We start from the raw sequence: 15,296 nt of genomic DNA, 5'->3' as shown, positions 1-15,296 counted from the left end.
TTCTCATATGTTTCCCCGCCCTTTGAGGCGGGGAGGATTGATTTAGTTATTAGCGTAGGTAGTACGCTTATTGTTCACAAGCGAAGTAACATTGGAATTCTGTATCTGTACATCGCCTGTAGCTGTACCGATATCCTTGGGATTACCTGCATTAACGACCATTGATACCTCGGAATCGACGATAGTTACATTTCCTGTGCCGGCTGCGTCACCGATACCTGTTACCTCATCGCCCTCAGAGTCGATAGTGATGGAAGCATTCTGTATCTTGGTATTGATATTACCCTTTACAGCGCCTATGCAGGAGTGTTTTGCAGAGCGCATCTTCATGCTTATCTTGCCCTGCCTGATGTATATGCTGCCCTCGCCGTCCTCAAGGACGCCGATTCCCACAGCCTGGGCGCCGGTACATGACATAGTGATATCAGCGTCGGAGCTGATAGTGGATATGCCCTTGCAGCTTCCTATGCCTGTTACCTTGATACCGGATATAGTGATATCCAGGGAGCACTTCTCACCGATGTCGATATTTGCGTCACCGTTGAAGCTTCCGACAGCAAGACCGTTATGTGAATACATGAAGATCTTTATCTTGCCTGAGATCAGTTTGATATCGGAGTCGTCATCGTTATGACCGCCGCCTATACAAAGCGCTTCAACGCTGTTGGAAATTATTTCGAGGGTTCCGCCGAAGTCGATAGTGATATCGCCGTAGCCGTGGTCGTAGTCATTACCGATTCCGATACCCTCAGAAGCATAGCAATCTATAGTGAGACTGCCCTTGCCGCCAAGCTCGAACTGCGAGCCCATAGGTACATAGATACCGGAATAGCTGAGCTTATTGCTCTTGACAACATTGAGGACAAGACGTGCATACTCGCCCACGGTGATAGTAGGCTTGCTGTTGCCGCTTATCATATTGACATTCTTCAGCGTCAGCTCACAGCTGTGATTATCCATGATGGATATGTTCATCTTCACCTGCTTGTCGGGGTCGCCGACGATGGTGAGCTTGCTCTGATAGATGTGTATATCCGTATATTTTTCGAGCGCGAGTTTGAGAAGATCCAGCTCAGTATCGTTCTGTGCGGCATATATCTTCTTTACGCCCTCCGGACGTATCTCAAGATTGGTCTTGATTATCTCGTCCTTGATATCCGAAGAGATGCTGTTGAGGAAGAGGGGCTTGGGCTTTGAAGTATAATATCCCTGAATGAGATCAACGCCGAGGCGTATCACAGTTTTCAGCTCCTGAACGGTCTCAACGCCCTCAGCCAGCGATTGCAGTTGGTTCTCATGGCAGAATTCTATGATAGCTGTAACGAGCTGCTGCTTTTTGAGGTCATTGTGGATATCGCTTATAAGGGAGCGGTCTATCTTAATGTAATCAGGCGAATAGTGGAGCAGGTTCGAGGAATTTGAATAGCCTGAACCGTAGTCGTCGATAGCGAGCTTGCAATGAGCAAAACCGCAGCGCTTTTTGAGAAGCTCAATGGACTCATCTGTAGCAGCGGTCTCTTCAACTATCTCAATGACAGTTTTTTCAAGGAGTTCGCCGTATGTAAGGTAAAGCTCATTGAATTCCTCGTCGCTCAGAAGATGACTTGGAAGGCAGTTTATGAAGAGCTTGCGCTTTTCAAATATCTGCTGATTGTCGCTGAGAAGCTTCAGAGTATTGAAAAACGTGAGCTTCTCAATGGAGTAAAGGTCGTTCTGAGCGGCAGCTATCTTCAGTATCTGAGTGGGAGCCATCTTGATATCGCCGACAGTTCTCATAAGAGCTTCATAGCCGACTATCTCTCCTGTCTGAGCCTCAACTATGGGCTGGAGATAGTAGGTGAGTAGATTGTCCTGCACAATGCGGGAGAAGGTCTGAGCATTGCGGTAGGAATCCTTTTCGCGGATATAGTTCTCCTCTGAGTACCAGTTGATTACAGAGCGCTTGTCCGTTCTTGCTTCAAACAGCGCGAATTCCGAGAAATTCATAAGCATATTGAAGTCGGTAGCTTCTTCGGGATATGACGCACAGCCAATGGAAAGGCTTATGCGGCTCTTGTCTGAGATGTCAATTATCTCGCCGAAGTCGTCGGTCAGGGTGCAGTTCTGTACTGCTTCACCCATACTGTTGAGTATGTTGTATATGCTCATCTTGTCGCAGTCGCAGAAGAATACGCATATCTCATAGTTGGACTTCGAGCCTATGATTATGGTATCGCTCTCAAAGCTCTTCAGCGCTTCCGCAACAGAGGTTATGCAGCTGTTGGTATTGTCAACTGTGAGATAGGAACCGAGCTTGTCTATGCCGTTGATGAATATAGTGGCAAGACACGCCTGCTGAACATCGGGGAGGATCTTTTTTATCTTCTGTGAGAATGAAGGGTAGGAGGGCAGACGGGTAACAGGGTCGTATTCAACGAAGGAATTGCGGTCGTTGAATTCGGTTATCTGACGGGTAAAGTCCTGTATAAAGCCGATCCACTCGTCGCTGCTCTCGTAGACATTCATTTTCACATAGCGTGAGGTATTTCCGTCTGTAAATTTATAAATATGCTTCTGTCCTTCTACGGGGTTCTTTGAGATCTTTTCGAGTAGGTCAAAGAACTCGAATTCATTGATCTTTTCACTCGGACAGCCGAGGATATGACAGGCGACCGAATCAAGGTAAGCGGCTTTTTCCTTGGCTAAATAGGTAAAAGCTCCGATATTGCCGACAAACTGCTGAAAGACCTGCCAGTCATGACTAAGCGCGGGAGGATTTGTGCTGAAATCAAATATACTCATAATGTCCCCTTATACCGCGTGAGCTGTTCAGAACAGAGAAGAACAGCCCTTTCGGCACCTGCGTTTAACGGTCAGCAGGAGACCGTGATAACGTACATTTATACAATTTTATTATACTACATCGGGGCGTGAATGTCAATAAAAAAGCCGCCATTTTCGGCGGCTTCGGAAATATTGTCCGGGCATCAGTCAAGGAAGTCCTTGACCTTTTTGCTTCTGCTGGGGTGACGGAGCTTTCTCAGTGCCTTTGCTTCGATCTGGCGGATACGCTCACGTGTTACGTCAAAGCGCTGACCTACCTCCTCAAGTGTACGTGATTTGCCGTCCTCAAGACCAAAACGCAGCTTCAGGACCTTTGCTTCACGGTCTGTCAGAGTTGACAGGACTTCATTGAGCTGCTCTTTCAGGAGAGTATGTGAAGCTGCTTCAGCAGGAGCCGGAGCGTCATCGTCGGGGATAAAGTCGCCGAGGTGACTGTCCTCCTCTTCACCGATAGGTGTTTCGAGAGATACGGGATCCTGGGCTACGCGCATGATCTCGCGTACCTTGTCAACCGGCATATTGAGCTTTTCAGCGATCTCCTCCGGGCTGGGATCGTGACCGTTCTCATGGAGGAGCTGACTTGACACCTTCTTTACCTTGGTTATGGTCTCGACCATGTGTACGGGGATACGTATAGTTCTTGCCTGATCGGCGATAGCACGGGTTATAGCCTGCCTTATCCACCATGTAGCGTATGTGGAGAACTTGAAGCCCTTTGTGTAGTCGAACTTTTCAACAGCCTTGATAAGACCGAGGTTGCCCTCCTGTATGAGATCGAGGAACTGCATACCTCTTCCTACGTACTTTTTTGCAATAGATACAACAAGACGGAGATTGGCTTCCGAAAGACGCTTTTTAGCATAGGGATCGCCCTTTGCCATTCTCTGCGCGAGCTCTATCTCTTCCTCTGTTGTAAGGAGGGGAACTCTTCCTATTTCCTTTAAGTAGATCTTTACAGGGTCGTCAATAGCTATACCCTCTGTTGAGAGAGCCATTTCAAGGTCGTCTGTCATATTTGAGTCAAGACCGATTTTCAGGTCGGCGTCGAGGTTCATATCCTCAATGATCTCGATATTGAGATTCTCGCAGTTTTCATAGAAGGTGTCGATCTGATCGACGCTGAAATCAAGCTCCTCAAGAGCGTCGGTTATCTCCTTGGTAGTGAGCCTGCCGTTGGCTTTACCCTGTTCCATAAGAGCTTCTATGGTGTTTTTCTTTTCCATTGTATTTATCCTCCTACTTGTTTTTGGAACGGAAGAGCTCCAGCAGCTCATCGTTGCTCAGCTCTCCGTCAGTTTTAGGCGTACTGTTCCTGAGTACCTCAGCGCAGTCGGCAACTACGTCCATTGTAACTGCGACTTCGCGTTTTTTTGCGGCTATTCCGCTTATTCTTCCCGTTTCCTCAGGAGAAAATTCATCTGACAGCAGTGATATCGAGAACTTGTCCGAAATTTTCATTGCGTTCAGCAGAGCCTTGTAGACCTTTTTGTTGAAAGCGGTCACAAAGCACTCAGGCGGAACGAGCTTTTCAATATCCTCGTATTCCTGCGGACGTTTCAGCAGATAGCTTATTATGGTCTCCTCGGCGCGGGCTTCTTTTTTATTGGAGACTGCGTCGGGGTTTATATCATCACGTATGTAAGATGTTTTTGCCTTTATGGTGCGCCATTCGTTTTTTCTGGCGCTGCGGCTGTTCTTTTCGAGCATGGAATCTATATGTGTTTTCAGGACCTGCACAGGTATATCGCATTTTTTTGAGGTGCGCGATATATATACCTCACGTTCCAGCGGTGATTCTATACCTGCAAGTACCTTTGAGGTACGCTTCAGGAGCTCTACTCTGCCTATCTCTGTGGAAAGGTCGAGACCCTCTTCACACCTGTCCAGCATGAAGTCGTTGGCGTCGTTGGAATCGTCTATGAGCATACGGAAGCGGTCACGTCCGAACTTTTTGATATACTCGTCCGGATCCTTTGCGCCTTCCATGTGTAGTATCTTAGTGCGGAGCCCGACGTCCGCAAAGTGATTGATAGCTTTCTGAGTAGCCTTCTGTCCTGCGCCGTCGCTGTCATAGGCAACTACAACTTCCTCGGCATAGTGGCTGATGAGCCTTGCCTGATCGGGAGTTATGGCGGTTCCGAGGGTGGCGACCACGTTCTCGAAGCCTGCCTGATTAACGGCTATGACGTCCATATATCCCTCGCAGAGTATCAGCCTTTTGGCGTTGGAATTCTTTGCGAAGTTCATGGAGAAGAGATTGGAGCCCTTGTCGAATACGGGGGTTTTTCCTGTATTCAGGTATTTAGGCTGCGAGTTGTCGAGGACTCGTCCGCCGAAGCCGATTATATTGCCCCGGAGGTCTATTATAGGAAACATTACTCTCTTCCTGAACATATCGAAGGTACGTCCGTTTTTCTGACCGCCCAGCCATGCATCGGTGATCTCGTCGTCGGAATAGCCCTTGGACTTCAGAAGATCGGTGAGATCGTTCCACGAGTCGGGAGCGTAGCCGAGACCATATTTTTTTATGGTCTGCGGAGTTAGTTTTCGGTCTGCAAAGTACTGCAGTCCCGTTTTGTCCGGACCCTTGAAAAGATTGGTATAGAAATGGTTCGCGGCAATGCGGTTCATTTCGTAGATACGGGTCTTTCGCTTTGCGAAGCCGCTGTCCTTATTGCCGTATTCCGGTACTTCCATACCTGAACGCTGAGCGAGGAGCTTTACGGCTTCCTGGAAATCAAGGTTCTCCGCTTTCATTACAAAGGTTATGACATCGCCGCCTGCGCCGCAGCCGAAGCAGTAAAAGCTCTGCGTATCGGTGAATATAGTGCATGACGGGGTCTTTTCCGAGTGGAAGGGGCAGGAGCATACATAATTCCGCCCTCGCCTTATAAGGTTAACATAGCCGCCCATTACTGTCTCTATGGGATTGGCATTGCGGAGATTATAGAGAAATTCGTCGTTCTGAGGCATTATTCACCCTCACTTCCAGAATTTCGGCACGAAAAGCTCGGTGTAGAGATCGACGGCGTATTCGTCGCTCATTCCTGATATATAGTCACAGACGGCGCGGTCGGCGTCTGAATCCTTCATAATACTGCGGTACTCATCGGGAAGCTTTTTGCTGTTCTCAATGAAATAAGCGTACATTTTCCGTATCAGCTGTTCAGCCTTGCTTTCCTCCTGCTTAGCTGTAGGATTTGTATAAACCTTTTCAAACATGAATTTTTTCAGGTCATCATGGGCTTTGCGTATCTCCGGCGCAAAGTCTATATCAAACGCTCCGTGTTCGATAACAGAGGCAATGAGAGTAGTTATTCTCTTCGTTTTTGTATTGCCGAGCGTTATCACGCAGTCACGGGGGAGCTCATTGGGATCAAGTATCCCGGCGCGGATAGAGTCCTCGATATCGTGGTTTATGTAAGCGATGGTATCTGCGAGGCGGACTATATTGCCCTCTTTGGTATCAGCGATCATATTTGTATGGCAGAGGATACCGTTCCGTACTGCATGAGTGAGATTAAGCCCCTTACCCTTTTTTTCAAGTACCTCAACCACGCGGACGCTCTGCTCGTAATGCTTGAAGCCGTGGGGGCATATCTCGTCAAGAGTTCTTTCGCCGCAGTGACCGAAAGGGGAGTGACCAAGGTCGTGACCGAGAGCTATAGCCTCGGTGAGATCCTCGTTGAGACGCATACCCCTTGCGATAGTCCTTGCTATCTGTGATACTTCAAGGGTATGAGTGAGTCTTGTCCTGTAGTGGTCGCCGACGGGCGAGAGAAATACCTGTGTTTTACGCTTCAGTCTGCGGAAGGAGTTGCAGTGGAGTATGCGGTCACGGTCACGCTGGAACTCTGTTCTGTACGGGCATTTGTCCTCATAGCGCTCACGCTCTGTGCCCTTTGTATCAATGCTTGCACAGGCAAATTTGCTGAGGATACCTGCCTCGCTTATTTCTATCTGTTCGCGTACTGTCATACTAACTCCCCCTGACATAAAAAACTTCTCAGGAAATGCTCCTGAAAACAGCGTCTATTATACTTATACTAAAACGGGACAAAAAACCCTTTATTTTTTCAAGAAAAATTTTTCACAGAGGAAAAATCCTCAAAAAGCTCTTCGCAGTCGGTTATATCCGCAGAACCGTTGGTAGCTTCTGTTATCTCTTTTTTCAGAGCTTCAAGCTTCTCGGTGAGAACAAGGACCTCCAGGACAACATCGCTGCCGAAGTCTGAGTTTACTGTGATAGTGTCAAAATTTGGCAGCAGATAGGATATCTTGCCGTACATACCGTAATCTGCGGTTATTCTGATGCGGTGACAAAGGCACATATTCATTATATGCGCGGCGTCGCAGGCAAGGGAAGCCGCATGGGAATAGGCTCTGACAAGTCCGCCGCCGCCGAGGAGTATACCGCCGAAGTAACGGGTCACTACCACGCAAACGTCGGTAAGTCTGCGTTTCTGGAGCACATCGAGAACAGGGACTCCAGCAGTGCCCTGAGGCTCACCGTCATCTGAATAGCGGGAAATATTGTCATTGCGCAGGATATATGCGTATACATTATGCTTGGCCTTCCGGTGCTCGGCTTTGATGGAATTTATAAATGCTACAGCCTCGTTGTTTGTCTTTACGGGAGCTATATAGCCTATGAACTCCGAGCGCTTTTCTATGAATGAAGCCTTGGCATTGGCGGAAATAGTGAAATAGTTCATAATAAATTAACCTTATTGACGAAAAGCCCCGTCAGTGACGGGGCTTGTGACTTATTTGTCCATATTGAAACGCTTCTTGAATCTGTCAACACGTCCGCCTGTATCAACAAGCTTCTGCTTTCCGGTATAGAACGGATGGCACTTTGAGCAGATTTCAACCTTGATGTTTTCCTTTGTAGACATAGTCTCGATCACATTACCGCAGTGGCAGGTAATAGTGGTCTTCTTGAACTCAGGATGGATTCCTTCTTTCACGATTGTCACCTCTTTCGATTTTTTCTGCAAATCGAGCAGCCCATCAGTTCCTTTAGACAGTAGTGCCGAATATACATTACAGTTATTAATTATATCATAGGCTGAGCTATGTGTCAAGCCTTTGTAAAATTTATTTTATTATTTAACTTTGGCAACAGTGTAACCGTCGATCTCATAAACCTTTGTATTGTCGGTTTCCTCAACAGCGTCCTCTTTGTCGAAGAATACATAAAGGACGTCACTTCTGCCGTTTCCGGCTTTGAGCTGATCGTACTGCTCCTGTGCGTAGTTTCTGACAGATTCAAGGTCCATACGTGCAAGGTAGAAGCTGCTCAGACTTAAATGCTTTTTAGCTGCCATCTGTGCAAAGTCGAAGTACATCTGCATATACAGACCGTAAGCGTCCTTCATGGGCAGGAAGATTATCTCTTTTGTATCTTTTGTCAGTTCCTCCCACTTCTCATCTTTAAGAGCATATTCATAAGCAGGGGGCTGACTGTACTGCTTATGGAGTCCTCTGCAAAAGTCTCGGATATCCAGACCCTGAATGAGAAAACAAAGGGCAACTGTGACTATCGCAGTCTTCCTGTTTAACTTTGAAACAAGTGCCATAGCGGCTGTCATGATAAGCACGCCGGGAACCCATATAAAACGTCCCGAACAACGGAATATACTTAATCCTCCTCTTACAAGACGGGGGAGAGGTATCTCAAGGAGGACCCTTCCGTTGAGGGTTATCCTGTTGCTGACAGCCCAGCAGAAGCTGACCATAAATACAGCTGTAAACGCCCAGAACTCGACTTTGTATTTTTTAAGCAGTCCGCGTGCGGTTTTTATGAATCTTCCTTCCTTTTTTTCAATAAGATTTAAAAGGATTATAAATGAGATGACAACGCACACTATCATGCCGAGGCCGAGATATCCGAATCCTTCTCCCTGTCCGTCGAAGGAGTTGAGCTGGCGAAGGAACTTTGAAATTCCATGGCTGTCGAAAAATGTATTGAGGTTTGAAGAGTATCCGCCGAAGCCGCCGTCAATATAGCTGCCCGGTCCGTAGAAGGCTCCTATGATGAACAAGGTCAGCAGGGTCGAAGCCACCGAAGTACCGAACACTGCAATTGCCTTTTTAAGTTTTTTGTCTCTGAATACAACAAGTATCACGTATCCCATCATGACCATGAATACCATCGGAACGAAATAGCTGTGTATCAGAACGGCGAGCATACAGTCAACTGCCCATAGTACCATGGGAGTGAACTTGTGCTTGTACTCTTTTTTATAGTCGAGACAGAGTATCATAGCGATGATGAAAAGCCATATCGCGCCGAGAGAGTTATGGTGAGTGATACGCTTTATTGCCGCCGGAAAGGCTGCATAGAACAGAGAGCCGATTGATGAGAATACTATATCGGGTTTTATCCGGTAGAGCAGGGAAGCTCCGAAGCCGCCATTGAGTGCGAAGCATATCATTCCCCATAGACCGAGAAACTGGAATGTATCGGGGAGAATCGGGGAGAGAATCTTGAATATCAACCCGAAAAGGGGGATAGAATCCGAGTACATACACGAAACTGCACCATTGCTGGTAAGTCCTTCAGTGAGACCGATCGGGAATGTCCACGGGCTGTTCCTGAAGAATACCCAGCCGAGGTGATGCTGTGTGGCATCGCCTGTGTAGGCAAATATCCAGTCTGTATTTGCGGGTGATACCATGGAAGCACCGAATATCACAATGAACGTGAGAGCACCGAGTACAGCTCCGATCAGAAATGTGATCTTGCTGCCGTGATCTGTGAATATACCTTTTTTTTCAGTTGTTGGTTTGGAATTAGACATTTTTAAGTATGTACTCCTTGTCGTAAAATATTGTTTCATTATTCATGCAAAAGGCGAACCAAAGTTCGCCCTCTGACATTATTTCATGCTGCGTGTAAAGTCAGCATATATCTTCTGCTCTATAACTTCGGCTTCCGCCTTTGAAGCTGCCTTTGCAGTAATATAGGTCTTGATCTTTGGCTCTGTGCCGGAAGGACGAACAATTGCCTTGCAGTTGTTCTCCAGATAGAACGCGAGTACATTGGACTTGGGGAGTGTGAGCTCCTTTACCTTGCCTGTTGCGATATCCTTTGAAGTGCCTGCCTTGTAGTCCTCGAAGCGCTCAACTCTGAGACCGCCGATCTCAGCAGGCGGAGCCTGACGGAGACTTGTCATTATCTCTTCCATGTGCTTCATTCCGCTTTCACCGTCGAACTCAAAGCTGTAAAGAGTCTGGAGGAACATACCGTATTTCTTGTACAGATTCTCTCTTGCCTGCATGAGTGTTATGCCCTTTGTGCGGTAGTAAGCAGCCATCTCGCAGATCAGCATTGAAGCGTCAACAGCGTCCTTGTCCCTGACATATCCGCCGGAGAGGTAGCCGTAGCTCTCTTCAAAGCCGAATACATAGCGATTTTCCTCGCCCTTTGCTTCAAGGAAGCCTATCTGCTCGCCGATGAACTTGAAGCCGGTGAGGACTTCTCTTATCTCAACGCCGTATTCCTTTCCGATGAGATTTACGATATCGGTAGTAACGATGGTCTTTACTGCAACAGGATCCTTTGGCATAGTACCCTTTCTGATCCTCTGTTCGCAGATATATTCGAGGAGCATGGCTCCGACTTCGTTTCCTGAGAAGAGGGCATAGCCGCCGTTTCCGTCGGGAACAGCGATACCTACACGGTCACAGTCGGGATCGGTAGCAAGAAGGAGATCCGGCTTTACCTTGTCGCAGTAGCTGAGACCTACCTGGAGAGCATCGCGTATCTCCGGGTTGGGGTAGGGGCAGGTCGTGAAGTTTCCGTCCGGATTTTCCTGTTCCTTTACTACGGTAACGTCCGTAATGCCGATACGTCTGAGTATCTCGCGTACAGGCTTGTTTCCAGTACCGTTGAGGGGAGTGTATACAACCTTCAGACCACTTGAAGGGCAGAGGTCAGTATTTATTCCCTCAGCGAGAACGCGCTGATAGAATGCTTCTGTGATATCGTCACTGATGTATGAGATATTGCCCTTTCTGAGCTCTTCATCGAAGTCTGATCTCTTTACATCTTTGAAGATATCGAGTGAATTGATCTTTTCGAGTATTATCTCAGCGCCTCTTAGAGTGATCTGACAGCCGTCCTCGCCGTACACCTTGTATCCGTTGTACTTGGCAGGATTGTGGCTCGCAGTCACCATTATACCGCCCTGGCATTTAAGTGAGCGGACTGCCCATGAAAGGCAGGGAGTAGGCATGAGCTCCTTATATATATGTACCTTTATTCCGTTTGCGGCAAGTACCTCTGCTGCAGCCTTTGAGAAAATGTCGCTCTTTATACGGCTGTCATAGGAAATAGCGACGCTCGGATCCTTGTACTCCTGGTTGAGATAGTCTGCAAAACCCTGTGTAGCGCGTCTTACAGTGTAGATATTCATACGGTTCGTACCTGCGCCTATTACCCCTCTCAGGCCGCCTGTACCGAATTCAAGATCACGGTAAAACCTGTCTTTTATACCGTCGCTGTCGCTCTTTATCCCCATGAGCTCAGTCTGAAGATCCTGATCCTCCTTTGCGTTTTCGCACCAGAGGCTGTAAAGTTCCATTTCTTTCATGTTTAATACCTCCTGAACAGATATATAATTATTATATCACACTTTATAAGTTTTTGGAATAGTTTTTTTGAAAAAACAGGATTATTTTATGTTTTAACGAGCGGAAGCAGCTGATTAATGGCTGAATACAGGGGCGTATCCCGATCATATCTATTTATAATATTAGTATTTTATATTATATATAATACAAGCAGTATATGTGCATGATGACGGTTGTGGTCATAAAAAATCCCCGGAACAGCTGTAAAAGCCGTACCGGGGATCGTTTTAATATCATGTCAGTCGCCGAAGGAAACGCCTATATCACGGGCTGCGATAACAAGGTGATTCTCGACATCGACAAATTTTGTTTTTCCTGCGATATCCTCAAGCTTGTTTGAGGTTATCTTGTTGCCGATCTTTGCAACTGTCCTGCCGTAGCGCTCCTTAGCGATGAGGTAGGCAGCGTGGACGCCGAACTGTGTTGAAAGTACGCGGTCATATGCGCTGGGAGCTCCGCCTCTGAGCATATGTCCGGGAACACAGACACGGGCTTCAAGACCTGTATTTGACTGTATCTGAGCTGCAATTCGGTTAGTGGCGGTGAGTATGCCTGCTTCCGCACGTTTTTTTGCACGTTCCTTCTTTTTCAGCTGAGCCTCATTGACATCGAATGCACCCTCTGCCACCGCAACTATGGAGAATGTTTTTCCGTTTGCGCTTCTTGCCATCACTGCGTCGCATATCTTGTCAATATCGTATGGTATCTCAGGGATTATTATAACATCAGCACCGCCTGCGATACCTGCATTTAGGGTGAGCCAGCCTGCCTTATTTCCCATTATCTCACAGAGAAGTACACGGGAATGGCTGGCGGCTGTAGTATGGAGCCTGTCAAGTACGTCTGTCGCAATATCGACTGCCGTATGGAAGCCGAATGTAACATCGGTGCCGTATATATCATTGTCTATTGTCTTAGGAAGTCCGATTATGTTGAGACCTTCGTCCGCAAGGAGCTTTGAGGTCTTGTGTGTGCCGTTTCCGCCGAGGGTCAGGAGACAGTCGAGTTTCTGCTTCTTGTAGGTCTCCTTCATATTTTTTACCTTGTCGATATTGTCCTCGCCGATCACCTGCATCATTTTGAAGGGCTGACGCTTTGTGCCGAAAATAGTTCCGCCCTGCGTGAGTATACCGGAAAACGAAGACGGCGACATATCCTTGCAGAGATTATTGATAAGACCGTAATATCCGTTCGATATGCCGACTATATCGACATTGTCCTCCCCGAAGCGTTCATAGCAGGCCTTTGCAACTCCGCGTATCGTAGCGTTGAGTCCGGGGCAGTCGCCTCCGCTCGTAAGGATACCTATTCGTCTTTTCATATTTATGACCTCCGTATTGTAGTTTGTGCATTATCTTTTCATATCGCGTTTTGCGTTTTTCTCAAAGAAGTCGAGTATCTTTTCCGGCGGCATAGGCTGCCCGTAGAGGAAGCCCTGACCGTAGTCACAGCCTGCCATGCGGAGTATGGACTCCTGAACATTGTTCTCGATACCCTCCGCTATAGTTTCTATCTTCTTGGATTTTGCGATACGGATTACCGCTGAAACTATTTCGTAGGCGATATTGTCATGCTCGATATCTGTTATGAACGAGCGGTCGAGTTTGAGGAGAGTAATGGGAAGCACCTGCAGGTAGCTAAGTGAAGAGTATCCCTTTCCGAAGTCGTCCATAGCAAGCTTTACTCCCAGATCCCGGATCTTGTTCATCTGATCCACGGCGAAATCGATATCGCTGAGAGCGAGGCTTTCGGTAAGCTCAACTTCGAGCCACTGAGGATCGAGGGCGGAACGTGCAAGAGCTTCAAACACTTTTTCCTTGAGGTCAGTCTGGTAGAAGTCGGAAGAAGCGAAGTTGATAGACATTACTATCGGCGGATAGCCCATTTTCTGCCACAGCTTGTTCTGACGGCAGCCTTCGTTGAGTACGAATTCGCTTATCTTGCCGATGAGATGAGAACTTTCTGCGATAGGGACAAAGGAATCCGGACCGATTATAGTTCCGTCAGGCTTTATCCAGCGTATGAGAGCTTCAACGCCCATTATCCTGCCTGATGTCAGGTCTATTTTAGGCTGATAGAAGAGCTGGAGCTCGTTATTGTCTATTGCCAGAGCGAGAGCCTTTTCGAGCTCGGTGTTGCCTATGATCGAATCGTGCATACTCGGCTCATATCCGCAGACGCTGCCCTGTATACCGGTATTGGATTTGAGGGCGAATTCAGCGTGCTCCATTACCTCAAGGAAGGAGCCGCCGTCTTCGGGCATCTTGGAGAAACCGGCAGAGCAGGTAAGGCTTATTGAAGCAAAATCGTCAACAGCAAGCTTTGTGAAGTCCTCCTGTATGGATTTTACTGTTCTTGTAGGCATTTCCTCGTCGCCGTAGTCCCTGAGGAGAAGAGCGAAGTTATCGCCGCTTATTCTTGCGGCAAGTCCGCCAGGAGTAACATACTTATATAGTATATGAGCAAAATTCTTCAGAACATAGTTTCCGTTGCTGTATCCGCAGGTATCGTTGATTATGTGGAAGCGGTCGATATCGAGAACTATGATCCAGAATGAATAATCCAGTATCTTGCATGAATCATATATCTCCTGACCGGTCACAACGAGCTTGTTGCGGTTTGCGATTTCAGTGACATCATCTATATAAGCGAGTCTCTCGATGAGTATATCCTTTTCGTGCTTCTGTGTTACGTCGATAACAGCTCCGCCGAAGAGGGGAGAATTGTTTCCGGAGCCGAGTATGGATTTCAGTCGGAATGAATACCAGCGATAAGCGCCGTCAGCGCTCTTTACCCTCATTTCTATGGTCTTTGCGGCTGATATGTCCTTGTTGCGGATAGCCCCGTCGAACTGCAGCCTGTCGTTGGGATGGATTATCGAACGGAGCTCATTTACGTTTATTGTACCGTTTTTGAGACCGAGCATATGTGCAAGTTCGGGAGAAGCACGGAACACCTTTCTGTCAGTGCTCATTATAAGACCGATCTCTGCCAGTTCCATTGAGGAGTGGAAGAAATCATTCGCGCTTGCGAGGTTCACACGCATTTTCTTCAGCTCCGTGAGGTTGAATCCCGTACTGAGGAAAAGAGCGTGTTTTCTCGTCTTTTTTACCATCGAGGTACTCCATGCAATTGAAATAAGTGAGCCTGCGGGATTGCGGAATGTGGATTCGTAGGAATTGCTGCCCACTATCTTTTCAAGTGCGAGGGGATCGGGATTGGTTATGCCGAATGCTGTCCATACGCCTTCCATCTTGTCCGAGTAATCTGCGGTTATGCCAAGCAGATCACGGAGCTTCTTATTAATGTAGACGTAAGCAAAGTCATCGGACCAGATTATCATTTCGGTATTCAGGTTTTCCGTGACCTTTATTATTTCGGATTCGTCCAGGGACGTTTTCTTGTTCTGGTATATCCAGCCTGATATAGCAAGTATGAGCGTGGCACAGACCATCGTACATACATATATTATAAGAGTAGACTTTGCGTTGGCAGGATACAGAATACAGTATCCTATTACAAGTATGCTTGCGGTAACTATGATGATAGCTGCTGCAAGGGGATTGAAACTGCTTGAAACTCTTTTAACAGTATTTCTCTTGTTGTTCTTATGTCGGCCCGGTCTTTTGTTCATAGATACCGCCTCCCTTCCAACATATTTACCTAAATATATTATAGCAATAATAACTGAAAAAGTCAATTAAAAATTTACAGGCTCTAACAAATTTGATAAAATTGACGGAAATTTACAAGAATATTTCACGTAATATACACTTTTGTCAAATATAATGTTATAATAGTAAAGAAGAATATATCAGGAATGGTTTTGCAAA

10 protein-coding genes are annotated in these 15,296 nt (G+C 47.0%); all 10 read right to left on the bottom strand.

Going from position 1 to position 15,296, the window contains the following annotated elements; genetic code table 11:
- Positions 1-42: 42 nt before the first annotated feature.
- The 10 genes from QZZ36_RS04830 to QZZ36_RS04785 all read right to left on the bottom strand — a co-directional run bounded on the left by QZZ36_RS04830 (position 43) and on the right by QZZ36_RS04785 (position 15,097).
- The gene (locus tag QZZ36_RS04830) at positions 43-2,781 is read right to left on the bottom strand and encodes an EAL domain-containing protein (RefSeq protein ID WP_295077686.1); all 2,739 of its coding nucleotides are present in this window, start codon (positions 2,779-2,781) and stop codon (positions 43-45) included.
- Positions 2,782-2,966: 185 nt separating this feature from the next.
- Positions 2,967-4,046, bottom strand: a complete 1,080-nt coding sequence (gene rpoD / locus QZZ36_RS04825) for an RNA polymerase sigma factor RpoD (protein ID WP_295077683.1) — start codon at positions 4,044-4,046, stop codon at positions 2,967-2,969.
- Positions 4,047-4,059: 13 nt separating this feature from the next.
- Positions 4,060-5,796, bottom strand: a complete 1,737-nt coding sequence (gene dnaG / locus QZZ36_RS04820; RefSeq protein ID WP_295077680.1) for a DNA primase — start codon at positions 5,794-5,796, stop codon at positions 4,060-4,062.
- 9 nt (positions 5,797-5,805) lie between these two features.
- Positions 5,806-6,801 (bottom strand): deoxyguanosinetriphosphate triphosphohydrolase, encoded by a 996-nt coding sequence (locus tag QZZ36_RS04815; protein WP_295077676.1) that lies wholly within the window; start codon positions 6,799-6,801, stop codon positions 5,806-5,808.
- 98 nt (positions 6,802-6,899) lie between these two features.
- The gene (locus tag QZZ36_RS04810; protein WP_295077674.1) at positions 6,900-7,538 is read right to left on the bottom strand and encodes a YigZ family protein; all 639 of its coding nucleotides are present in this window, start codon (positions 7,536-7,538) and stop codon (positions 6,900-6,902) included.
- Positions 7,539-7,589: 51 nt separating this feature from the next.
- Positions 7,590-7,793 carry a 50S ribosomal protein L31 gene (gene rpmE, locus QZZ36_RS04805; RefSeq protein ID WP_019678077.1) on the bottom strand — a complete coding sequence of 68 codons (204 nt, stop codon included), beginning with the start codon at positions 7,791-7,793 and terminating at the stop codon, positions 7,590-7,592.
- A 138-nt stretch (positions 7,794-7,931) separates the two neighbouring features.
- Positions 7,932-9,629 (bottom strand): DUF6311 domain-containing protein, encoded by a 1,698-nt coding sequence (locus QZZ36_RS04800; RefSeq protein ID WP_295077671.1) that lies wholly within the window; start codon positions 9,627-9,629, stop codon positions 7,932-7,934.
- A gap of 78 nt (positions 9,630-9,707) precedes the next feature.
- Entirely contained in the window at positions 9,708-11,423 is a 1,716-nt protein-coding gene (locus tag QZZ36_RS04795; RefSeq protein ID WP_295077668.1) for a phospho-sugar mutase, read from the bottom strand.
- 278 nt (positions 11,424-11,701) lie between these two features.
- Complete coding sequence (locus QZZ36_RS04790) at positions 11,702-12,784, bottom strand: ATP-dependent 6-phosphofructokinase (protein WP_295077665.1); 1,083 nt, start codon at positions 12,782-12,784, stop codon at positions 11,702-11,704.
- Between the two features lie 30 nt (positions 12,785-12,814).
- Entirely contained in the window at positions 12,815-15,097 is a 2,283-nt protein-coding gene (locus QZZ36_RS04785) for a GGDEF domain-containing phosphodiesterase (RefSeq protein WP_295077663.1), read from the bottom strand.
- Between the last annotated feature and the right edge of the window lie 199 nt (positions 15,098-15,296).

It is taken from the genome of Ruminococcus sp., assembly GCF_016287535.1.
Lineage (GTDB): Bacteria > Bacillota > Clostridia > Oscillospirales > Ruminococcaceae > Ruminococcus.
Note: the sequence above shows the minus strand (reverse complement) of the source record. Positions and strands in the feature narration are given on the sequence as shown.